This window comes from Spirabiliibacterium mucosae, from assembly GCF_014884965.1.
GTDB classification, from domain to species: Bacteria; Pseudomonadota; Gammaproteobacteria; order Enterobacterales; family Pasteurellaceae; genus Spirabiliibacterium; species Spirabiliibacterium mucosae.
Genome location: NZ_JABTBO010000001.1, coordinates 96,602 through 119,555, shown reverse-complemented (window position 1 = coordinate 119,555; position 22,954 = coordinate 96,602). Strand labels below are relative to the sequence as shown.

General features: G+C 52.3%; 19 protein-coding genes and 4 pseudogenes. 15 read left to right on the top strand and 8 right to left on the bottom strand.

Annotated features, from left to right (window positions below; all coding sequences use genetic code 11):
• The first annotated feature begins 1 nt into the window (after position 1).
• From grxB to xerD, 3 genes are read left to right on the top strand one after another with little or no spacing between them, the layout of a single operon-like run.
• A complete protein-coding gene (gene grxB / locus HPC37_RS00635) occupies positions 2-649 on the top strand; it encodes a glutaredoxin 2 (protein ID WP_208121316.1) in 648 nt (215 codons plus the stop codon).
• 11 nt (positions 650-660) lie between these two features.
• A complete protein-coding gene (locus HPC37_RS00630) occupies positions 661-1,584 on the top strand; it encodes a Dyp-type peroxidase (protein WP_208121315.1) in 924 nt (307 codons plus the stop codon).
• Positions 1,585-1,601: 17 nt separating this feature from the next.
• Positions 1,602-2,495 carry a site-specific tyrosine recombinase XerD gene (xerD, locus tag HPC37_RS00625; protein WP_208121314.1) on the top strand — a complete coding sequence of 298 codons (894 nt, stop codon included), beginning with the start codon at positions 1,602-1,604 and terminating at the stop codon, positions 2,493-2,495.
• A 28-nt stretch (positions 2,496-2,523) separates the two neighbouring features.
• On the opposite strand, the gene HPC37_RS00620 is transcribed toward xerD, so the two are convergent.
• A complete protein-coding gene (locus HPC37_RS00620; RefSeq protein WP_208121313.1) occupies positions 2,524-3,015 on the bottom strand; it encodes a peptidylprolyl isomerase in 492 nt (163 codons plus the stop codon).
• Positions 3,016-3,115: 100 nt separating this feature from the next.
• Between HPC37_RS00620 and cysS the strand changes: the two are divergent.
• Positions 3,116-4,494, top strand: a pseudogene (gene cysS, locus HPC37_RS00615) (cysteine--tRNA ligase).
• Positions 4,495-4,525: 31 nt separating this feature from the next.
• Here cysS and HPC37_RS00610 read toward each other — a convergent pair.
• The 3 genes and pseudogenes from HPC37_RS00610 to rph all read right to left on the bottom strand — a co-directional run.
• Positions 4,526-5,188 carry a hypothetical protein gene (locus tag HPC37_RS00610; RefSeq protein ID WP_208121312.1) on the bottom strand — a complete coding sequence of 221 codons (663 nt, stop codon included), beginning with the start codon at positions 5,186-5,188 and terminating at the stop codon, positions 4,526-4,528.
• 155 nt (positions 5,189-5,343) lie between these two features.
• Positions 5,344-5,984, bottom strand: a pseudogene (gene pyrE / locus HPC37_RS00605) (orotate phosphoribosyltransferase).
• Positions 5,985-5,996: 12 nt separating this feature from the next.
• Positions 5,997-6,704: pseudogene (rph, locus tag HPC37_RS00600) on the bottom strand (ribonuclease PH); the annotation flags it as partial.
• A gap of 115 nt (positions 6,705-6,819) precedes the next feature.
• On the opposite strand from rph, the gene HPC37_RS00595 reads away from it, so the two are divergent.
• Complete coding sequence (locus tag HPC37_RS00595) at positions 6,820-7,683, top strand: YicC/YloC family endoribonuclease (RefSeq protein ID WP_208121311.1); 864 nt, start codon at positions 6,820-6,822, stop codon at positions 7,681-7,683.
• Positions 7,684-7,735: 52 nt separating this feature from the next.
• On the opposite strand, the gene HPC37_RS00590 is transcribed toward HPC37_RS00595, so the two are convergent.
• Positions 7,736-8,404 (bottom strand): factor H binding protein domain-containing protein, encoded by a 669-nt coding sequence (locus tag HPC37_RS00590; RefSeq protein WP_208121310.1) that lies wholly within the window; start codon positions 8,402-8,404, stop codon positions 7,736-7,738.
• Positions 8,405-8,513: 109 nt separating this feature from the next.
• On the opposite strand from HPC37_RS00590, the gene HPC37_RS00585 reads away from it, so the two are divergent.
• The gene (locus HPC37_RS00585) at positions 8,514-8,957 is read left to right on the top strand and encodes a collagen-like protein (protein WP_208121309.1); all 444 of its coding nucleotides are present in this window, start codon (positions 8,514-8,516) and stop codon (positions 8,955-8,957) included.
• Between the two features lie 101 nt (positions 8,958-9,058).
• On the opposite strand, the gene HPC37_RS00580 is transcribed toward HPC37_RS00585, so the two are convergent.
• The 3 genes from HPC37_RS00580 to HPC37_RS00575 are packed head-to-tail and all read right to left on the bottom strand — an operon-like array spanning position 9,059 to position 12,336.
• Positions 9,059-11,311, bottom strand: a complete 2,253-nt coding sequence (locus tag HPC37_RS00580) for a TonB-dependent hemoglobin/transferrin/lactoferrin family receptor (RefSeq protein ID WP_208121308.1) — start codon at positions 11,309-11,311, stop codon at positions 9,059-9,061.
• A gap of 21 nt (positions 11,312-11,332) precedes the next feature.
• A complete protein-coding gene (locus HPC37_RS11045) occupies positions 11,333-11,455 on the bottom strand; it encodes a hypothetical protein (protein ID WP_282435382.1) in 123 nt (40 codons plus the stop codon).
• Positions 11,456-11,463: 8 nt separating this feature from the next.
• Entirely contained in the window at positions 11,464-12,336 is an 873-nt protein-coding gene (locus HPC37_RS00575) for a transferrin-binding protein-like solute binding protein (protein WP_208121307.1), read from the bottom strand.
• 244 nt (positions 12,337-12,580) lie between these two features.
• On the opposite strand from HPC37_RS00575, the gene HPC37_RS00570 reads away from it, so the two are divergent.
• The 9 genes and pseudogenes from HPC37_RS00570 (at position 12,581) to HPC37_RS00530 (ending at position 22,954) form a co-directional block, all read left to right on the top strand.
• Positions 12,581-14,011 carry an NAD-dependent succinate-semialdehyde dehydrogenase gene (locus tag HPC37_RS00570; RefSeq protein ID WP_208121361.1) on the top strand — a complete coding sequence of 477 codons (1,431 nt, stop codon included), beginning with the start codon at positions 12,581-12,583 and terminating at the stop codon, positions 14,009-14,011.
• A 145-nt stretch (positions 14,012-14,156) separates the two neighbouring features.
• Complete coding sequence (lepA, locus tag HPC37_RS00565; RefSeq protein ID WP_208121306.1) at positions 14,157-15,950, top strand: translation elongation factor 4; 1,794 nt, start codon at positions 14,157-14,159, stop codon at positions 15,948-15,950.
• Positions 15,951-15,961: 11 nt separating this feature from the next.
• The gene (gene lepB, locus HPC37_RS00560) at positions 15,962-16,936 is read left to right on the top strand and encodes a signal peptidase I (protein WP_208121305.1); all 975 of its coding nucleotides are present in this window, start codon (positions 15,962-15,964) and stop codon (positions 16,934-16,936) included.
• A 9-nt stretch (positions 16,937-16,945) separates the two neighbouring features.
• Positions 16,946-17,617 (top strand): ribonuclease III, encoded by a 672-nt coding sequence (rnc, locus tag HPC37_RS00555; protein WP_208121304.1) that lies wholly within the window; start codon positions 16,946-16,948, stop codon positions 17,615-17,617.
• Positions 17,618-17,625: 8 nt separating this feature from the next.
• The gene (era, locus tag HPC37_RS00550; protein WP_208121303.1) at positions 17,626-18,537 is read left to right on the top strand and encodes a GTPase Era; all 912 of its coding nucleotides are present in this window, start codon (positions 17,626-17,628) and stop codon (positions 18,535-18,537) included.
• 90 nt (positions 18,538-18,627) lie between these two features.
• Complete coding sequence (locus HPC37_RS00545) at positions 18,628-19,935, top strand: uracil-xanthine permease family protein (protein WP_208121302.1); 1,308 nt, start codon at positions 18,628-18,630, stop codon at positions 19,933-19,935.
• A gap of 38 nt (positions 19,936-19,973) precedes the next feature.
• A complete protein-coding gene (gene recO, locus HPC37_RS00540) occupies positions 19,974-20,693 on the top strand; it encodes a DNA repair protein RecO (RefSeq protein WP_208121301.1) in 720 nt (239 codons plus the stop codon).
• A 119-nt stretch (positions 20,694-20,812) separates the two neighbouring features.
• A pseudogene (gene tamA / locus HPC37_RS00535) lies at positions 20,813-22,514 on the top strand (autotransporter assembly complex protein TamA).
• Positions 22,514-22,954, top strand: coding sequence for a hypothetical protein (locus tag HPC37_RS00530; RefSeq protein WP_208121300.1), 441 nt, complete (start codon positions 22,514-22,516; stop codon positions 22,952-22,954). The pseudogene tamA and the gene HPC37_RS00530 overlap by 1 nt, the downstream one beginning before the upstream one ends.

The following is a 22,954-nucleotide window of genomic DNA, read 5'->3' as shown; positions in this document are numbered from 1 at the left end:
TATGAAATTGTATGTCTATGAGCATTGCCCGTATTGTGTTAAGGCGATGATGATTTTTGGGCTGAAGAAGGTGCCGTTTGAAAAAGTTATTTTGATGGAAGACGATGTCGACACGCCAACCAAAATGGTCGGCAGCAAGGTGGTGCCGATTTTAGAGAAAGATGACGGCACGTTTATGCCAGAAAGCATGGATATCGTGCATTTTATCGACAATCTTGATGGCAAGCCGTTGGTGACAGGCGAGAGTGTGCCGGCGATTGCGCAGTGGCAAGCCGAGCACCGTGAAACGGTCAACAGCCTGCTTTATCCGCGCTTTGCCAATGCGCCATTCCCTGAGCTGAAAACCGATGCGGCTTATGATCGCTATGTGCAGCGCATGACCGGCAAACTTGGCGATTTGGACAAATTGCTTGACCTCACACCGCACTTTATCAACCAGCTGGACAAGGCGCTGACCTTTTTAGACAGCTTGATTGTCTCCCCTGAGGCGGTCAACGGTGAGCTTTCGGAAGATGACTTCCACCTCTTTGCCAGCTTGCGTTCGCTCACGTTGGTTAAAGGCCTTCAGTTCCCTGAAAAAGTGGCTGCCTATGTGCGCACCATGGCGAAAAAATCGGGCGTGGCGCTGCTTGATGACATGGCGCTTTAGGGGGAGGCAGCATGGCAGCAACACCGCAAAACGTGTTGGATAACCCCAACAATAATACCGTGTTTATGGTGTGGAATTTCCACGCCAGTGCCGACGTGCAACCGCACTTTCAACGCCTGTGCAGCTTGGTGCTCAACCTCAACCACAGCTTAGACACCCGCTTCCCGCATACGCAAGCAAGCGTGGTGCTCGGCATCGGGTTTGAGGCGTGGGCGCTGCTGGATTTGCCTCAGCCGTTGCCAAAGCAGTTTGAAAAATTTGTGGAAATCAAAGGGCAAAAGCACACGGCGGTGTCGACCCGTGGCGATTTGCATTTGCACATTCGCACCCAAGAGCCAAGCCTAAGCATTGATTTGGCCACACAAATCAGCGATGTGCTCAACCCGGTGGCCGAGTGCGTGGAAGAGGTGCATGGCTTTCGTTATTGGGACGGGCGCAGCATTCTCGGCTTTGTCGACGGCACGGAAAACCCACAAGGCGAAGCACGTGCGTTTTTTGGCTTGATCGGGGAGGAAGACCCAGCTTATCAAGGCGGCAGTTATCTATTCGTGCAAAAATACCTGCATGATATGCGCGCGTGGCGTGCGTTGAGCGTGAGCGAGCAAGAGTGTGTGATTGGCCGCTCGAAAGCCGACGACATCGAGATGAGCGACGAGGAAAAACCGAGCAACGCGCACTCCGCGCTGGCGAATGTGGGCGATGACTTGAAAGTGGTGCGCGATAATATGCCGTTTGGCAATACCGCCAACAACGAAATGGGCACTTATTTTATCTGTTATGCCAGCTCGTTTGACACGGTGAAAAAAATGCTGACCAATATGTTCATCGGCGATCCGGTGGGCAATGCCGACCGCATTTTGGATTTCAGTACCGCGCAAACAGGCACGCTCTTTTTTGTGCCGACACAAGAGATGCTCGGCGATTTTGCCGGCTAAGCTAAAGTGCGGTTGCCATGAACGATAAAATGCTGCTTGAGCTTTTTTTAAACGAGTTGTGGCTTGGGCAGGGGCTGTCGCAAAACACGGTGGCCTCCTATCGTTTGGATTTGACCGCACTTTTCAACTGGTGCAAAGCAAACAATCTCACGGTACTCACCCTTGATCGCCACGATTTGCAAACCTTTCTCGGCGAGCGGTTAGACCAAGGCTTCAAAGCCACCAGCTCTGCACGCATGCTCAGCAGCGTGCGTAAATTTTTCCGCTACCTTGAGCGCGAAAAGCACCGCGCGGACAACCCCAGCGCGCTGTTGCAATCCCCCAAATTGCCCTCACGGCTGCCCAAAACGCTCAGCGAAAGCGAAGTGGGCGATTTGCTCAACGCACCGGCCACCGACGAGCCGTTGGAGCTGCGCGACAAAGCCATGCTTGAGCTCCTTTATGCCACTGGCTTGCGGGTGAGTGAATTGGTGTCGTTGACGCTGGACAGCATCAGCCTTAATCAAGGCGTGGTGCGGGTTATCGGCAAAGGTAACAAAGAGCGGCTGGTGCCGATGGGGGATGAGGCCAATTATTGGATTCGGGAGTTTGTCATCTACGGGCGGGATTTGCTGCTCAACGGCACCAGTTCCGATGTGCTTTTTCCTAGCCGCCGCGGCCAGCAGATGACGCGCCAAACTTTTTGGCATCGCATCAAGCACTACGCGCTGCGCGCAGAGATCGACCAAAACAGCCTGTCACCGCACGTGCTGCGCCATGCCTTTGCGACGCATTTGGTCAATCATGGCGCGGATTTGCGGGTGGTGCAAATGCTGCTCGGCCACAGCGATCTCTCCACCACCCAAATTTACACCCATGTTGCCAACGAACGGTTGAAAAACCTCCACGCCAAATTTCACCCGCGCGGCTAACAGGCAAAGTGCGGTTGCCGCACTTTGATTATTCCACCGTCACAGATTCAATGACGACCTCTTCTTTTGGCACGTCTTGATAATAGCCGTAGTTGCCGGTTTTTACTTGGCGGATTTTGTCTACCACGTCCATGCCGTCAACCACTTTGCCGAACACCGCGTAGCCCCAGCCTTGCATATTTTCAGCTTTGAAGTCCAAAAAGTCGTTGTCGCTCACGTTAATGAAAAACTGCGCAGTGGCGGAGTGCGGGTCGCTGGTGCGCGCCATTGCAATGGTGCCGCGTTTGTTGCTTAGGCCGTTATTGGCTTCGTTTTTGATCGGCGCGTTGGTGGCTTTTTCTTTCATGCCGCTTTCCAACCCGCCGCCTTGAATCATAAAGCCGTCAATCACGCGGTGGAAGATGGTGTTGTTATAAAAGCCGCTGTTACAGTAGTTGAGGAAGTTTTCGCAGGTTTGTGGGGCTTTGGTGCTGTCGAGTTCGAGTTTAATGTCGCCGAAATTTGTGTGCAGAATTACCATATTAAGGATCCTTTTTTGTCGATAAAACGTTATAATGTGCGGTTATTATTCCATAAAAAACGCGCTGTCGCCACCGACAGCACACGCACAAAGGGACGCTATGTTAAAAATCTACAACACTTACGAACGCAATAAAGAAGAATTTAAACCCATCCGGCCAGGCAAAGTGGGGATGTATGTGTGTGGCGTGACGGTTTATGATCTCTGCCACATCGGCCATGGGCGGACGTTTGTGTGTTTTGACGTGATTGCGCGCTTTTTGCGCTATTTGGGCTACGATCTCACCTATGTGCGCAACATCACCGACGTGGACGACAAAATCATCAAACGCGCCTTGGCCAATCACGAAACCTGTGACCAGCTGGTGGACCGCATGGTGGCGGAGATGTATCAAGATTTTGATGCGCTCAATATTCAGCGCCCCGACATCGAGCCCCGCGCCACGCACCACATTGCGGATATCATCGCCATTGTGCAAACCTTGATCGACAAAAAGCACGCCTACGTGGCCGACAACGGCGATGTGATGTTCTCGGTGGCCAGTTTTGACCATTACGGCAAGCTCTCCCGCCAAGACCTTGAGCAACTGCAAGCCGGCGCGCGGGTGGAGATTTCCGCCATCAAACAAAACCCGATGGACTTTGTGCTGTGGAAAATGTCGAAAGAAAACGAACCCAGCTGGGATTCCCCGTGGGGCAAAGGCCGCCCGGGGTGGCACATTGAGTGCTCAGCGATGAATTTCAAAGAGCTGGGCGCGCACTTTGATATTCACGGCGGCGGCTCAGATTTAATGTTCCCGCACCACGAAAACGAAATCGCGCAATCGTGCTGTGCCCACGGCGGCAGTTATGTGAATTATTGGATTCACTCCGGCATGATCATGGTCGACAAAGAAAAATGTCGAAGTCGCTGAATAACTTTTTCACCATTCGCGACGTGCTCAAACACTACAACGGCGAAAGCGTGCGTTACTTCCTGCTCACCGCCCATTATCGCAGCCAGCTCAATTACAGCGATGAAAATCTCAATCTCGCCCACAGCGCCCTTGAGCGGCTTTACACCGCCCTGCGTGGCACGGATAAAAGTGCGGTCGCCGCGGGTGGCGAGGCCTTTGTGCAGGCGTTTAATGAGGCCATGAACGATGATTTCAACACCCCAGGTGCGCTGGCCGTGTTGTTTGACATGGCGCGTGAGGTCAACAAACTCAAGCAAGAAAACGCGCTGGATGCCGCCAACAGCCTCGCGGCGCAAATGCGCCAACTTGGTGATGTGCTCGGGATTTTATACCAAGACCCAGAGGCGTTTTTACAAGCGGGCAGCGATGACGATGTTGCTGAAATTGAAGCCTTAATTGCCGAACGAAATCAGGCGCGTGCCGAAAAAAACTGGGCACAAGCCGACGCTGCGCGCGACAAACTCACCGCCATGGGCATCGTGCTTGAAGACGGCCCGCAAGGCACCACCTGGCGGCGCGGTTAATGGGCAAAGTGCGGTCGCGTTGCGATCGCGCTTATCTCGCCACCTGCCAACCTTTGTTGGTCAGCTCCACGCGCTTAGTCACCTCGCTTTGCTGCTTGGCTTTTTCAAGTTCAGGGAATGCTTTTGCCAAATTGGCATCGTCTAACCAACTTTGGCCATCGGCAAGCTTGCGTTTGAACGTCACCCGCGATCTCACCACCTCGCTGCCAGCCGGCTCGGTGAAATTCACAATCTCAGCGACTTGCCAGTGGCCAGAACAAAACTGCTTATCCTCACCCAAGCCACCTTTGGTGGTCACCAACGCGGCTTTGCCTTTATCCGTTAGGGAATAAATTGCCACCGGCATCGGCTCGCGCGAATTGCCCGTTGGCAATTTCACATTGATCTTCGCCTCGCCCTTGGCTGAGAGCAAATTCGCCGCCACCAAAGCCTCAAGTTTTGGTGTTGCGTTGTCCTTACTGATGGCGGTATAAACTTTGTTCAGCGTGAGATAATAGAGCGTATCGTCGTTGCTGTGTTGCGGATCAATTGACGGATACCAACCATAAGGCAGGTTGATGCATACCCCAGGCGCGTTGGCGTAATGGTCATTGAGCGCCTTCGTGAAGTTGGCCTCATTCGCCGTTTTTTCATTGTCACACGCACTGATCAACAGTGCGCCAAGTGCTAAGCAAAGTGCGGTTTTATAATGCATCCTTCTCTCCTCCCTGGCAATGATTCCCTTTATCATTCAAAAAAATACCCCAAAAAGTCAAGTAAAAATTAAGCATTTAGCCCAATACGTCGTGATTCGACGACGTGGTGTCAACGCACAAAAATAACAAATCCGCCTTTTCGGCGGATTAGGATCTAAACCCCATACTGCTCGCGGTAGGCTTGCATTTTCGGGAGGTGTTGGGTGTAGCGTGGGTCGTGGGTGATGAATTCCATCAGGTCGTCGAGGGTGATGATGGAATACACGCGGCAGTGGTAGTCTTGCTCGACTTCTTGAATGGATGAAAGTGCGCCGCGGCCGCGTTCTTGGCGGTTGAGGGCGATGATAACAGCACTGAGCTTGGCGTGATTAGCATCAATGATCGCCATGGATTCGCGAATCGCGGTGCCGGCGGTGATGACATCGTCCACCAGCAGCACGTTGCCGGCCAGTGGTGCGCCGATTAAATTGCCCCCTTGCCATGATCTTTGGCCTCTTTGCGGTTGAAGCAAACTGGGATCTCGCGTTCAACTTGTCTCGCCAGGGCGATGGCGACGGTGGTTGCGATCGGGATGCCTTTATAGGCCGGGCCGAAGAGCACGTCAAATTCAATCCCTTGTGCTTGGATGGCGGCAGCATAGCACTCGCCTAATTTGGCCAAGCTTTGCCCTGTGTTGAACAACCCTGCGTTGAAAAAATAGGGGCTAATGCGGCCGGATTTTAGCGTAAATTCGCCAAATTTCAACACATTGCAGCTCAGGGCAAATTCAATGAAGTCGCATTTATACTGTTCCATTATTCCCCCCCCAAGTGCTGCTCTTTGTTCGTTCAAAATGTGCGCGATGCCGCCTTTAGCCAGTGTTAACAGCTGCTCAAGTTCGTCAAAGCTAAACGGCTCGCCCTCGGCGGTGCCTTGAATTTCGATGATGCGCCCGTCCTCGCTCATCACCACGTTCATGTCGGTTTCAGCGTTCGAGTCTTCGACATATTCCAAATCGCAAAGTGCGGTTTGCTCCACAATGCCGACCGAAATCGCGGCAATCAAGCCTTTAATCGGGCTGCAGGCCAGCTCGTTGTTGTCGATTAAGCCTTGAATAGCATCATGCACAGCAATGCAGGCGCCGCTGATGGCCGCGGTGCGCGTGCCGCCGTCGGCTTGAATCACGTCGCAATCAACCGTAATGGTGCGCTCCCCGAGGGCGTTGAGATCGACCATTGCGCGCAGTGCCCGGCCAATCAAACGCTGAATTTCCAGTGTGCGCCCGCCTTGCTTGCCTTTGGCGGCCTCACGCGGCATGCGGACATTGGTTGAGCGCGGCAACATGCCGTATTCCGCCGTGATCCACCCCTTGCCTTGGCCTTTTAAAAAGCGCGGCACGCTGTTTTCAATGCTGGCGTTGCACAACACTTTGGTATCTCCAAAGGCGACCAGCACCGAGCCTTCGGCGTGTTTGGTGTAATGGCGGGTGATTTGAATGGGGCGGGTGGCGTGATTTTCTCGATTATTTGGGCGCATGGCACTCTCCTGAAACAAAATTTGCTCTATTCTACCACGTCAAACCACATTCGCCACTGACAGCGTGCGAAATTATCAGTACAATGAACAAAACCGCCACCGTAAAGGAGTGACCATGATTTATAGTATGACGGGCTTTTCACGCATTGAGCTGCAACATAACTGGGGCAGCGCCGTGTGGGAGATTCGCTCCGTAAACCAACGCTTTTTAGAAAACTTTTTCCGCCTACCTGAGGCCTTCCGCGCGCTAGAAAACACGCTGCGCGAAACGCTGCGCCAACGCATCACCCGTGGCAAGGTGGAGTGCAGCTTGCGTGTTGAACTTAAAAACCAAAGTGCGGTTGAGCTGCAACTCAACCAAGCCCTTGCCAGCCAAGTGGTGCAGGCGCTGCAATGGGTCAAAACGCAAGCGGGCGAGGGGCAAATCAACCTGATGGACGTGCTGCGCTACCCGGGTGTGGTGGAAACGCCCGAGCAAGACATTGACCAAATCAGTCAAGATTTGTTGGCGGGCTATGATGCGCTGCTCAACGATTTTGTTGCCGCCCGCGCCCGCGAAGGTGAGAAGTTGCGCAGCGTGATTGAAAGCCGCCTGCACGCCATCAGCGCCGAGGCCGCCAAAGTGCGCGCCCAAATGCCTGATATTCTGCAATGGCAACGCGCCAAGCTGCAACAACGCTTCGACGACATTCAACTGCAAGCCGACCCGCAGCGATTGGAACAAGAAATGGTGCTGCTGGCGCAGAAAATTGACGTAGCCGAGGAGCTGGATCGCTTGAATATGCACGTGCAAGAAACGCTCAACATCGTGCAAAAAGGCGGCGCAGTCGGCCGCCGGCTGGATTTCATGATGCAAGAGCTCAACCGCGAGTCCAACACCTTGGCCTCAAAATCCATCAACCCCGACATCACCAACGCCGCCGTTGAACTCAAAGTCCTCATTGAACAAATGCGCGAGCAAATTCAGAATATTGAGTGATAAAACCGAAAAAAAACCGCACTTTAAAAGTGCGGTTTTGAGCAAAGTGCGGTTATTTTTGCTCGTCGCGAGTGGTGGTGAATACCGCTACAGATTGTTTGATAGGGCTGCTAGGGTATATTGGATCAGCCATTTTTAGAGTACCTGCGGCTTCTTCGCCACTTGGTCCGTAGAAATGACCTTCATAGGTTAAGTCTTTCCACTCAGATTTGCCGCCAGTGGCTTTACCTCTAAAGACAACCTCATCTTCATAAGTCCAATCATTCATTGCTGTCTCTATCTTCGATTTTTCAAGTGTAATATCACTAACCGAACTTTTGGCATCTTTAAGATCGGTAATTTTGCCTTCCACTGTTTTTTCGGCAAAATCGGTATTTAAGATAACATTACCGTTCAGCGCATTAGCGCCTTTGATTGTTCCGTAATATTTTGCAGAACCTTCTTGTGGTAGCGCATTGATGTCATCGAGCGGTGTACCATAAATGTCTGAAGCGGTGCGAGCATCAAAGTCGGCAAAAATGATGGTCGAATAAATATTGTTGTAACCATACTCTGTTTTGCGTAAGTTACCAACACCATGCGTTGGTAAAGTAAAATCACCCAATGGTAAATTGACAAAGCCTTCCTCGTTTTCAACATTGAGCGAAGCGCCATCCCCCATGACAACATTGACGTCTGCCGTATAGTAACGCTCTTCGCCATCATAATTTTGGGCTTGCAACGATTTAGCTGAATCTTGGTAATTGCGTTGATTAAAGGCCTCAATTTTCTCAGCGGTGATTTGTGCTTCAGTTTTTTCACCCGCTGGTGGCGCGATCGGTTCTGCTGGTTTGGCAGGCTCGACTGGCGGCTCAGGTTGGGCTGGATTTATTGGCTCGGCAGGTTTTTCAGGTTCTGCAGGTTTTGCGGGTTCAGCTGGTTTTGCGGGCTCGGCAGGTTTTTCAGGTTCTGCAGGTTTTGCGGGTTCAGCTGGTTTTGCGGGCTCGGCAGGTTTTTCAGGTTCTGCAGGTTTTGTGGGCTCGGCAGGTTTTTCAGGTTCTGCAGGTTTTTCAGGTTCAGCCGGTTTTTCAGGCTCGGCTGGTTTTTCAGGTTCAGCCGGTTTTGTCGGCTCTGCTGGTTTTTGGCCTCATCGGCAGGCGCGGCAGGTTTTTTTCCTCTTGTGTGGTGGAGCCTTGATCAACCGCACTTTGATTATTTTGACTGTTGCTCGCGGGTTTTTTATCCGCGTTTGTTTTTGTGCGCTGGTGTTAATCGGCTCTTTCGGTTGTGGCTGATCATTGCTTGTGGACAAGCAGCCCGTTGCGCCTAGGGCAACGAGAATACAAAGTGCGGTTTTTTTCGGTAAATTAAACATCTCTACTCCTTAAGGTTGTGGTTAGAAAGTCGCTTCAATCATAAAGCTGAAATAACGCCCAGGGGCACTAAAGCGGCCGATGCCTGCGTGGGTTTTGTTGTCAACGCGGTTGACGGTGCCAAACTCACGAATGCTACGCAGCGCATTCCAGGTGTAATAACGCTGATTAAATAGGTTAAACACGCCTGCTCGCACGGTGAGGTATTTATTGAGCTTGTAGTGCCCGTTGAGATCAACCGTAGTGTAATGGCGTGAATGAGTGGCATAGGGCCATGGTTTATACACGTCACTGTCACTGTGGAAGGTGTCTTGCGGTTTTTTGCCAGCAGTGTAGGTGATGTGCGCGGCCAAGCTCCATTTGTCTTCAGGCTGTTGATAACCCAGAGCGAATGTGCCCGAAAATGGATCTAGCTCATTGAGCGGAATATACACGCCTGAATCGTGCAGCTGGCGGCCTTTTGTATAGCTGGCATTCAGTGCGGTATAAAGCCCTTGTGGCGCACCGATGTTTGATAATTCCAAACGGCCATTGAACTCTATGCCCGCCACTTCAGCCTTGCGGCGGTTGATGTTTTGATACGCAGGGGCGTCTTCGTTACGCCAGTTTTTATTGACGGGGTCCCAAAACGGCACCGCTTGTTTGCCGAGATAAGCAAAATCAATAAAGTTATTGTAGCGGGTATAAAAGCCTGAAAGCTGCCCAAAACCCCATTCACTTTGATGAGCAAGACCTAGCTCAAGGTTGTGTGATTTTTCTGCTTTAAGCTCAGGGTTGGCTTTGACATAAAAATCAGGGTGAGGGAAGTTGAACCAGATTTCATCGGTGGTGGGCGCACGAAAGCCTGAGCTGTATTTGCCCAGCAAGTTAAAGCCCGCAGGCAGCTGATAGCTAAACGACAACCCTTGGCTAAGTGCTTGGAATTTTGCCTGGCGGTTGAGCAAATTGAGATCCGCCATCGCGGTGATGAATTTGTCGTTGGCCAGCGGCTGGCTTTTAATCCAATCATAGCGGATGCCGGCATTGAGTTTGAGTTTTTCACCAATTAGGAATGTGTTATCCCAAAACAGGCTGCGATTGTTGGATTTTGCTTCAATCAAAAATTCCTCTTCGCCTGTGTTGGTGGTTTTGATATTGGTATCAAACATCCGCACAAAGTACGAGAAATTTTCATTTTCATTGCGCGAGCGCCCAGCGCTGATGCCCGTTTTGATTTGCCACAGCCAATTGTCAAAGGCGAGCAGTTTTTCGGTGGTCAGCCGCGCTTGGTCAAGGGTTTGCTTGATGCTGCGATAAATGTAGTAAACCTCACTGTTGATGCCACTTTGGCTCTTGCTGATGTCTTCGGCCATATCCCAGCTCATGGTGTCCATGTTGATTTGCTGGTGATTAAACGTGAGTTTTAAGGTATCCCACGGGCCGTTTTCTAACGTGTTTTCATATTCAATGCCATAGCGCTGGCGGTAGCTGACATCGTTGCGCTTACGCAGCTCATTGCTTGGATTTCCTTGCCAGTCGGCCGTCCACAAATTGGAATATTCTTTGGTATAGCTGTCTTTGCGATAATCTTCAAACATCGCGTTGAGATAATGCTGGGCGTTAAAGCGGTAGCCTAGGCGTACCAAGCCACTTTTTGCCATATAATCTTGTGGGTCTGGCTCGCCGCGCACTTTGCCCACTGCACCATAATGGCCACTGCCACCGGTTGGATCATAGACGCGATCGGGTGATTTTAATGGCGCAACGCCGGCGTTATCATGGTTTTTCACCTCATGCCCATCGCGACGGGTTAACACGGCGAGGGCATCAAAGCCGTTGTATTGCCCCGCGGCGGTCACACTGCGCATCCACTCACGGTTTTTACCACTGTAGGCGCCTTTTGCGCTGAGGTAGTAGGGCTTGTCTTGCAAGAAATCTTGCGCTTTTTTGGTTTCGTAATTCACCGCACCACCTAACGCACCGCTGCCAGAGGCCAGCGAATCGGCGCCTTTTTTGATGGTGATTGTGCTGATGTTTTCAAGCTCCGCGGCATTGCGGTTGGCATTGAAATTGCCATAAGCGCCAAACAACTCTTGGAAGGCACTCGATGAGCGGCTTTCCGCCTGCGGCAAGCCGTCCACGTTAATAGCAACGCGGTCTTTATCCACCCCGCGAATGCTAAAGCCGTTTGAACCCGCGCGGCCGCCTTCCACTACGCTCACACTGGGGTTATAGCGCACCATGTCGTGAATATCTTGGCTTAAAGTGCGGTCAAGCTGTGCGCGCGTGGTGGACACTTCACCGAGTTTTTCTGTGAGTTATTCGGCCTGTTTATTTTGCTCGCCTTGCACCACAATGGTGTCGAGTTGCTCATCGGCGTGGGCGGTGAGTGCTACCAAAAGTGCGGTGCTAATTACAGATAATGAAAATCGTTTTTGCATGGTCAACCTCATTTATCCACTTGCGCGCCACCAAAGGCGGCGTTCAATGTTTTGTTATCAAATTCCGCCTTGCCGCCAATTTTGTCCCCCACATGGAACGAGCCCCACGCGGTGTTGCCAAAAAATGCGCCATCAACTCGGCCTTGTTGCCCTTCAGATTCCACTTTGCCTGCAAAGGTGTTGTCTTTAATGGCGACATCATTGAAGTTGATATCCCCGCCAAAATCCTTGTTGCCGACGATTTTGCCTTCGAGCTTTTTCTGGTCAAAATCCGCCACCAACACAGACCGCACTTTGACTTCATCTTTGTTGTATTCGCCAGCTGGCGTGTAGGCAGAGGTGACAGGCGCATTGTTGCGATAGCGCACGCCGAGCACTTCATAGCTCGCGCGGCCTTTTTCAGCCCAGGCGTTGAATTTCTCTTTATCCGCGAGTTTGCCACCAACAAAAAAGTCAGTCTCGCCTTGCGGAGAGACGTAAACGCCGTAGCGGAAGTCACTGCCTGTGTTCATGGCTGGGAAGCTAGTGCTGTTGGGGCTGCCTTCACAACACACAAAAATTTGCCCGCCGTTATCCAGCGCCTGGGTGGTGTGTTTGGTGCGCATGGCCAGGGATTTGCCGTAAAAGCCAGATGGCACAATCATAGTGGCAAAAGTGGTGAACCGATAAATTTTGCCATCGGGTGCTTGGTAGGCGAAACCTTCCGCGTTTTCGTATGAAAAGTCTTTGCTAAAATCCGATTGAATATAAAAAATCTTGCCTTGCTTTGGTGCAACGGTGTGGACAGGCGTTAACCGTTGTTTTTGTGTAAATGCCTTGGCCGTTGGAATGTCAGCCACCGCGGTGGGCGCGCTGACATCGCTACCGCCTGAACATGCCACCACAGCCAGTGAAAGCGAAACGACAGAAAATGCTGCATATTTTTTGCATAAAGGGTTCCTAGGTTATTTCACAACGATAAATTTTTCCAATGATAATGATATTAATTATTATTTGCAATAGTAAATTATTTCCCCCCGCTCACCAAATCTGCAATTGTGGCTGATGGATTCGCAATTGTGGGTTGATGGTGTACACTGGGGGTGTTTAAAAAGGAGCGTTTATGAAAAAACAAATTGATCAAACATTTTAAAAAGTGAAGGTTACATTAACGGTGCGTTTGTCCAAGCCAGTGATGGGGCACGCTTTGCGGTGCGCAACCCCGCCACGGGGGAGGTGATTGCGCAGGTGAGTGATTGCACAGTGGCAGACGCGAAAAAAGCGATCGCCAGCGCCAAGGCGGCGCAAAAAGCGTGGGCGGCGCTGACAGCCAAAGTGCGGTCGGATTATTTGATGGCGTGGCATGATGCGGTGATGGCCAAGCAAAACGAGCTTGCCGCGTTGCTCAGCCTTGAGCAAGGCAAGCCGCTGCAAGAGAGCATGGGCGAGATTGCCTATGGCGCGAGTTTTATCAAGTGGTTTGCCGAAGAGGGCAAGCGCGCTTATGGCGAGATTGTCCCGCAGGATAAGGCCGATCGCCGCATTTTGGTGCTCAAGCAACCAATTGGAGTGGTGGCGGCAATTACACCGTGGAACTTCCCGAATGCGATGATCACCCGCAAAGCCGCCCCTGCCTTGGCGGCGGGCTGCACCATGGTGCTGAAACCCGCGCAAGAAACGCCGCTGTCTGCCTTGGCGTTGGCGCAATTGGCGCATGAGGTTGGTATTCCTCAAGGCGTGTTTAACGTGCTGCCGAGCACTCACTCCGCCGAAGTGGGCAAGGTGTTGAGCGAGCACCCTGATGTGCACAAACTCACCTTCACCGGCTCCACCCGCGTGGGCAAAATTTTGATGGAACAATGCGCCAGCACGGTGAAAAAGGTCGCCCTCGAGCTGGGCGGCAATGCGCCGGCGATTGTGTTTGAGGACGCCGATCTTGATAACGCGGTGGACGGCGTGCTGGCGTCGAAATTCCGCAACGCGGGGCAAACCTGCGTGTGTACCAATCGAATTTATGTTCAGCGCGGCATTTTGCCGCAATTTGCTGAAAAATTTGCACAAAAAGTGCAGTCGCTGCGTGTGGGCGAGGCCTTTGAAGACGGCGTGGACGTCGGCCCTTTGATTAGCGACAGCGCGCTGGAAAAGGTAGAAGATCACATTCAAGATGCCCTAAGCCAAGGCGCTGAGCTGCATTGTGGCGGGCAGCGCCATGCACGCGGGCAGACTTTCTTTGAGCCAACGGTGCTCTCTGGCGTGACGCAGGCGATGAAAGTGGCGAAAGAAGAAACCTTCGCGCCATTGGCGCCGATTTTTGCCTTTGACGATGAGCAAGAGGTCATCGACATGGCCAATGACACGGAGTTTGGCTTGGCGGCTTATTTCTTCACGAAAGATTACGCGCGCATTTGGCGGGTGAGCGAGGCGCTGGAGTACGGCTTGGTGGGCGTTAACGAAGGGCTGATTTCCACCGAGGTGGCGCCATTTGGTGGCGTGAAGCAATCAGGCATTGGGCGAGAGGGCGCGCGTCAAGGCTTGGATGAATTTATGGAATGGAAATACGTTTGTTTGAAAGTGTGACGGAAAGTGCGGTTCGACCGCACTTTTTGTTTTACGAGCAACATCGTAAAAAAAGCGGAAAATCTAGCCGTTGGGGCAATATTGCGGTACAATCCGACAATTAATTTTTGTGATAAAAAAGACTGCTAAGAGAGCCTTTTTGTAGATGAACAACATTCGTAACTTTTCGATTATCGCCCATATCGACCATGGCAAGTCAACCTTGTCTGACCGTTTGATTCAAACCTGTGGTGGGCTGTCTGACCGTGAAATGGCCGCACAGGTGCTGGATTCGATGGATTTGGAGCGTGAGCGCGGGATAACCATTAAAGCACAAAGTGTCACGCTCAATTACACCGCAAAAGACGGTGAAACCTATCAATTGAATTTTATCGACACCCCAGGGCATGTGGATTTTTCGTATGAAGTTTCCCGCTCGCTGGCCGCCTGTGAAGGCGCGCTGTTGGTGGTGGACGCTGGCCAAGGGGTTGAGGCGCAAACGCTAGCCAACTGTTACACCGCCATCGAAATGGATCTCGAAGTGGTGCCGATTTTAAACAAAATCGACCTGCCGGCCGCTGAGCCTGAGCGCGTGGCGGAAGAGATTGAAGATATCGTTGGCATTGATGCCATTGACGCGGTGCGCTGCTCGGCCAAGACAGGCGTGGGCATTGATGACGTGCTCGAAGAGATTGTTAAGCGCATCCCCGCGCCACAAGGCGACCCCGACGCGCCACTGCAAGCGTTGATTATCGACTCGTGGTTTGACAACTACTTAGGCGTGGTGTCATTGGTGCGGATTAAAAACGGCACGCTGAAAAAAGGCGATAAAATCAAAGTGATGAGCACGGGCATTGCCTATGGCGTGGACCGTTTGGGTATTTTCACCCCGAAACAACTCGACACCACAGAGTTAAAGTGCGGTGAAGTGGGCTGGATTGTTTGCGGCATTAAAGATATTTTGGGTGCGCCAGTGGGGGATACCCTCACGCTGCAACACAACCCTGCCAGCGCACCGCTGCCAGGCTTTAAAAAGGTCAAACCGCAGGTTTACGCCGGCCTCTTCCCTGTCAGCTCGGATGATTATGAATCATTTCGTGATGCGCTGGGCAAATTGAGCCTTAACGATGCCTCGCTGTTCTATGAGCCTGAAAACTCGACCGCACTTGGCTTTGGCTTCCGTTGCGGCTTTTTGGGCTTGCTGCACATGGAAATTATCCAAGAGCGGTTGGAGCGTGAGTATAACCTGGATTTGATCACCACCGCACCAACGGTAATTTATGAAGTGCAGCTCACCGACAACACGGTGGAGTACGTGGACAGCCCGGCAAAATTGCCGCCGCTGAACAACATCGCTGAAATTCGCGAGCCGATTGCAGAGTGTAATATTTTGGTGCCGCAGGATTACCTCGGCAATGTAATCACCTTGTGCGTGGAAAAACGCGGCGTGCAGACCAACATGGTCTACCACGGCAACCAAGTGGCGCTGACCTATGAGATTCCGCTCGGTGAAGTGGTGCTGGATTTCTTCGACCGCTTAAAATCCACCTCACGCGGCTATGCCTCCCTTGATTATGGCTTTAAGCGTTTCCAAGCCGCTGACATGGTGCGGGTGGATATTATGATCAATGGCGATCGCGTGGATGCGCTGGCGCTGATTGTGCACAAAGACAACGCGCCGTATCGCGGGCGTGAGCTGGTGGAAAAAATGAAAGAGCTGATTCCGCGCCAGCAATTTGATATCGCCATTCAAGCGGCGATTGGCAACCATATTATTGCGCGCTCAACGGTGAAACAGCTGCGTAAAAACGTGCTGGCGAAATGTTATGGCGGTGATGTCAGCCGTAAGAAAAAACTGCTGCAAAAACAAAAAGAGGGTAAAAAACGGATGAAATCCCTCGGTAACGTTGAGGTGCCACAAGAGGCGTTTTTGGCGATTTTACATGTTGGTAAGGACTAACAGGAGAGTGTATGTCTAAATTCTTTCTGCCCATTTTACTTGTCGGTGGCTACATTTTTTGGCGCTTTTTAGATAGCCAAAATTTGCCGAACACGTTTTCGATTTTGTTAATTGTGTTCACGCTGATTTCAGGCGCGGTGTGGTGTTATAACCGCTTTTCGCTTGCGCCAAAACGCCAACGCCAAATCGCCCGCCTAGAGCAACGTTCAGGCAAAACCTTGAGCGAAGAAGAGCGCGCGCAAGTGGAGCCGTTATCTGAAGGCAGTGAGTTTGTCGCCTCTCTTTTCCCCGTGTTGGCGATTGTGCTGTTTGTACGTTCGTTTTTATTTGAGCCGTTTCAAATCCCGTCAGGCTCAATGGAGCCCACCTTGCGCGTGGGGGATTTTTTGCTGGTGGAAAAATACGCCTACGGCATTAAAGACCCGATTTTTCAACACAAGCTCATCCCAACCGGTGAGCCTAAACGCGGCGATGTAGTGGTGTTTAAAGCGCCACCGCAACCGAATGTGGATTACATCAAACGCGTGGTCGGCCTGCCGGGTGATCGCGTTCGTTATGAGCAGCAATCGGGCACTTTGAGCGTGACACCGGCGCAGTGTGACGCCACGCCTTGCCAGCCACAGGTATATCAATACAGTGATGCCAAACCGAATCCTGAGTTTTTCTACCACGGCAACGCGCAACTTGAAATGACAGAAAACGGCGCGGTGAGCCACCAAGTGTTGCTCAACCCAGTGCGTTTTTATTACGACGCGGCCTATTTCAAGCAGCCGAATTTGCCAGCCGGCGAGTGGGTGGTGCCTGAAGGAGAATACTTCATGATGGGCGATAATCGCGACAACAGCGACGACAGCCGCTTTTGGGGCTTTGTGCCAGAGCAAAACTTGGTTGGCAAAGCGCGCTGGATCTGGCTAAGCTTGGACAAAAAACAAGGCGAGTGGCCAACGGGCATTCGCGCAAGCCGCTTTTTCACCAGCGTTGAATAGGACACAGCCATGCAACAAGACCTTGACCGCTTGCAACGCAAATTGGGTTATCAATTCACACAAATTGGCTTGTTAAAACAAGCACTAACCCACCGCAGTGCAGACAGCAAGCACAACGAACGCTTTGAGTTTTTAGGCGATTCGATTTTAAATTTCATCATCGGCGAGGCGCTGTTCCACCAGTTTGGCCGCGTGGATGAAGGCGATTTAAGCCGCATGCGTGCCACCTTGGTGCGTGAGCAAACCTTGGCGGTGCATGCCCGCCGCTTTGGCTTGGGTGAGTATATGCGCTTAGGGCCAGGTGAGCTGAAAAGCGGCGGCTTTCGGCGTGATTCCATTTTAGCCGACTGCGTTGAGGCCATTATTGGCGCGATGTATCTCGACTCAAACTTTGAGACCGTGGTGGGCGTGGTGCGCGCGTGGTATCACGATGATTTAGCTAACATTAAACCGGGTGAAAACCAAAAAGACCCCAAAACACGCCTGCAAGAGTATTTGCAAGGCAAACACTTACCCCTGCCGAGCTATGAGGTGGTGGCCATTGAGGGTGAAGATCACAATCAATCCTTCAAAGTGCGCTGCGATGTGCAAAGCCTTTCCATGACCGCACTTGGCCTTGGCCAAAGCCGTCGCAAGGCAGAACAAGCCGCCGCTGAGCAAATTTTAGCGCAGGTTTTATAAGAGAATTTATGACACAGATGCAACAACAGCCCACTTATTGTGGCTTTATCGGCATTGTCGGGCGCCCAAATGTGGGCAAATCGACTTTGCTCAACCGCCTTTTAGGGCAGAAAATTTCCATCACCTCGCGCAAGGCGCAAACTACGCGCCACCGCATTTTAGGGATTGACACTGAAGGCGCCTATCAAGCCATTTATGTCGACACCCCAGGGCTGCACATTGAAGAAAAGCGCGCTATCAACCGCTTAATGAACCGTGCGGCGAGCAGCACCATTGGTGATGTGGACTTGATCTTTTTTGTTGTGGACGGCACCCATTGGACGGCTGACGACGAGATGGTGCTCAACAAGTTGCGTAACTCCCGCGCGCCTGTGATTTTGGTGATCAACAAAATTGATAACATCAAAAATAAAGACGAACTGTTGCCGTTTATCACCGAGATGGAGCAAAAACTCCATTTTAAAGCGATTGTGCCCATCTCTGCCACCCACGGCAACAATGTTGACCAGCTCAAAAAGCTGGTGCGGGAAAATCTGCGTGAAGGTGTGCACCACTTCCCTGAAGATTACATCACCGACCGCTCCCAGCGCTTTTTGGCCTCTGAAATTATCCGCGAAAAACTGATGCGTTTTATGGGCGAGGAGTTGCCGTATTCCGTGACGGTGGAAATTGAGCAATTTAAAATCAACCCGAAAGGCGTGCTGATTATCCACGGGCTGATTTTGGTTGAGCGCGACGGGCAGAAGAAAATGGTGATCGGCAAACAAGGGCAGAAAATCAAAACCATCGGCATGGAAGCCCGCGCCGATATGGAACGTTTGTTTGAAAGCCAAGTGCACCTGCAGCTGTGGGTGAAGGTGAAATCTGGCTGGGCCGACGACGAGCGCGCGCTGAAAAGCCTCGGCTACAGTGAAGATTAGTTGAATATTAAATACCCGTTTGCAAGCCGTAAATGGGTATTTTTTTATGTGCTGACCGCACTTTTATTTTATGTTGTTATGAAGGACCTTATGAACACGTTGCTTTATCAAGTTGAAGACAAACCACCTTTTTTATTAAGCCTGCTGCTCGGTGGGCAGCATCTGCTAGCCGCACTTGGTGGCATTATTGCCGTGCCGCTGGTGATCGGCAATGTTTTGCAGCTGCCCACCTCGGATACCATTATTCTCGTCAATGCCGCGTTGCTGGTCTCGGGCATTGTCACTATGATTCAATGCCAAGGGCTGGGGCCGGTGGGCATCCGCTTGCCGAGTGTGATGGGCACGAGTTTCACCTTTGTGGCTGCGGCACTGGCGATTGGCTTTAGCCAAGATGGCGTGAGCGGCATTTTGGGCGCCTCGCTGGTGGGCTCATTGGTGATGATTGTCGGCAGCTTTTTTATGCCCGTGATTCGCAAACTCTTCCCGCCAGTGGTCACCGGCACTGTGGTGATGATGATTGGCTTGAGCTTGATTCCTGTGGCGGTGGACTGGTTCGCGGGCGGCCAGCGCGGTGATGCCCATTATGCCGACCCCGCCAATTTGGCGATGGCAACCTTTGTGTTGCTGATTGTGGTGGTGTTGGTGCAGTGGGGCAAGGGGATTTTCTCCGCCGCCGCGATTGTGATTGGCATGCTCGCCGGCTATGTGCTCTGCCTGGTGTTAGGCTGGGTGGATTTTTCAGGCGTGCATCAAGCGCAAGCCTTCGCGCTGCCCAAGCCGCTGCATTTTGGCTTGAGCTTTCCCATCTCGGGCATCATCGGCATGAGCATTGCCTTTTTGGTCACCATTGTTGAATCGAGCGGCAACTTTCTCGCACTTGGCAACGCCACGCAAACGGAGATCACGGGCAAACACCTGCGCGGTGGCGTGCTGTGCGACGGCTTGGGCTCGGCCTTTGCGGCGTTGATGTCCACCACGCCGTTTTCGTCGTTTTCCCAAAATATTGGCGTGATTTCACTCACTGGCGTGGCCAGCCGCTATGTGGTGACCATCACGGGCGCCTTGTTGGTGCTCGCGGGGCTCTTCCCTGTGTTTGGCGCGTTGATTGTCTCCATCCCGCTGCCAGTACTTGGTGGGGCGGGGTTAATGATGTTTGCCATGATTATCGCCGCCGGCATCCAAATGCTTGACCAAGTTGAGCGCAACAAGCGCAACGGCTTGATTATCGCCATCTCCATTGGCTGCGGCTTGGCGGTCACCACTCGGCCTGAGATTTTAGACAAATTGCCTGAATTCGTGAAAGAAATTTTCGGCTCAGGCATCACCGTTGGCTCGCTGTTGGCGCTGATTTTAAACGCGATTTTGCCGCAAGAATTGGGCGCGCGCGAGGAGGCCTAGCCCTTGCTAAAGTGCACTCGGCAGGCTAACATAGCGCCATGAGCGACACATGGCAGCGGGGCTTTGTGCTCCATCGCAGCCCCTATAACGAAAGCAGTTTGATTGTCTCGTTGTTTACTGAACACAACGGGCGCATGAGCGTGCTGGCAAAAGGGGCGAGAGGCAAGCGCTCCAATCTTAAAAGCCTGCTGCAGCCGTTCACGCCGCTGTTGCTGCGCTTTACAGGCAAAGGGGATTTGAAACTCTTAACCAAAGCCGAGGCCGCCGCACTGGCCTTGCCGCTGGAAAATACCGCACTTTTCAGCGGCTTTTATGTCAATGAATTGCTCTCTCGCGTGCTGGAGCCCAACACCGCCTACCCGCAACTGTTTGATGATTACCTCACCTGCCTGACCGCACTTTGCCAAGCAGGCGAGCGCGTTGAGCCAGCGCTGCGCTGCTTTGAGTTCAAGCTCTTGCGCGCGCTCGGTTATGGTGTCGATTTCACCCACTGCGCGGGCACGGGCAAGCCTGTTGAGCGCGAGATGTTTTATCAATACCGCGCCGAAAAGGGTTTTATCGCCTCCATGCTCGACAACCAACAGCGCTTTCAAGGTGCGGCCTTGCTGGCGTTTGCCGATCTTCAATTTGACTCGCCTGAGGTGTTGCAAGCGGCCAAGCGCTTTACGCGCATGGTGCTCAAGCCGTATCTCGGTGCGCAGCCGCTGAAAAGCCGTGAGCTTTTTTTAGCGCAAAATTTGCACTCAAAATCGCCATAAAGCGTTGGCAAGCGCCGAGCTTATCGGTAAACTTAAGGGCATTGTCCAGTGGCGTGTGATTAAGGGAGAGGCTTGTGAATTTGCGTGTGAAGCCATTGTTGCGTTTTATCTTAGCAGGCATGTGTGCCTGGAGTGCTAGCGCCTATGCTGAGCAGACGGTGTTGCTCAAAGTGCGCGGCATCGACAACCCAGAGCTTTACAACAACGTGCGTATTCACCTCTCGCAATTGAGCAACGACGAGGCCGACGGCTCCGAGCGTTATCAATACTTAGTCAGCCAAACCATTGAAAACGCGCTGCGTGCGCTGGGTTATTTCGACAACACCATTCGCTACACTTTTGTCCCGCGCGCGGGCGTGAAAGATTTGCTCTATGCCGATGTCACGCTGGCCAAGCCGGTTAAACTCGGTGAAAACGAAGTGTCTATCATCGGTGAAGCGGCGAAAAATCAGGCCTTTATTGACTTGAAAAAAACGATTCCACCGGCGGGCACGATTTTAAACCAAGGCACTTATGACGATTTTAAATCCGCTTTGCAAACCTTGGCGGTGAAACAAGGCTACTTTGACGCGGACTTTCAAATTTCACAACTGCTGGTGATGCTGCAAGAGCATTTGGCGATTTGGCATATGATTTTTGACAGCGGTGAGCGCTACCACTACGGCGAAGTCACCTTTGAGCACTCGCAAATCCGCGAAGATTACCTGCGCAATATGCTCAATATCAAACCAGGCGATCCGTATTTGATCAACGATCTCTCGACCTTGACCGCCAATTACACCTCCACCAACTGGTTTAGCTCGGTGCTGTTGCAGCCGAACCTCAACCCAGAGGACAAACGGGTGGATTTGAACGTGTTGCTGCGCCCGAAAAAGAAAAACAGCATGGAGGTCGGGATTGGCTATGCCACCGACGTGGGGCCACGGCTGCAACTGAGCTGGAACAAGCCGTGGATCAACAGCCGCGGGCACAGTTTCCGCAGCAGTTTTTACCTCTCCAAGCCGCAGCAAACGGTGGAGATGACTTATAAAATCCCGCTGTTGAAAAATGCGTTGAAATACTATTATGAATACTCCGCCGGCCTTGACCGTGAGCGCACCAACGACACCCATTCCGACACCGTGACGCTGGCGGGCTTGCGCTATTGGAAGCATGACAGCGGCTGGCAATATTTCCTCGGCCTGCGCGCGCGCTATGATGCCTTCACCCAAGCGGATGTGTCTAACCGCACTTTGCTCATTTACCCTACCGCGGGGCTAAACCGCACCCGCATTCGCGGCGGCATGTTCCCAAGCTGGGGGGATGCGCAAAACATCACCTTCAACCTCGGGCAAAAAATTTGGGGCTCGGATGTGAATTTTTTCAGCGTGCGCGCCAGCTCGGCGTGGATCCGCACCTATTTTGATGACCACCGCATTTTGCTGCGCTTTGACGCGGGCTACATGAAAAGTGCGGATTTCAACCGCATCCCGCCGGCATTGCGCTATTTTGCTGGTGGCGATCGCTCCATTCGTGGTTATGGCTATAAAAAAAATCTCGCCAAAAGACAAAAACGGCAAGCTCGTCGGCGGCTCACGGCTAGCCACAGCCAATTTTGAGTACCAATATCAAGTGTACCCAAATTGGTGGGGCGCCGTGTTTTATGACACTGGCCTTGCCGCCAACAGCTACAGCCGCAAAGAGCTGCGCTCGGGCGCCGGTGTTGGCGTGCGTTGGGCCTCACCTGTGGGCGCGGTCAAGCTTGACATCGCCACCCCTGTACGTGATAAAGACGGCAGCCACAACATTCAATTTTATATCGGATTAGGGACAGAACTCTAATGGCAGAACACGACACGCAAGCACAAACGCCTGACAACCAAGCCGATAATAGCGCACAAGTACCGCGCCCAAAACGCAAGTGCGGTTGGCGTGCGCTGGTGTGCGCGTTGGTGATTTTCTTCTTGCTTATTATCATCGCCCTCGGCGTGTTGCTTGGCACGGGGGCAGGGCAGCGCATGGCATTGCAATGGGCAGACAAATGGCTTGATGCGCTGACCATTGAGCATGTTGAGGGCAATTTCAGCGACGGCTTGGTGCTGAAAAACGTCACCTATGAAAGTGACGGCGTGGCCGTCAACGTGGGCGATGTGCGCGCACAATTGCAGCTTTCGTGCTTAATCAAACGCAAAATCTGCATTGATGATGTTTCGTTAGCGCACGCTAACATCGCAATCGATACCAGCAAGTTGCCGCCGTCGGAGCCATCCCCCCCCGAGTGA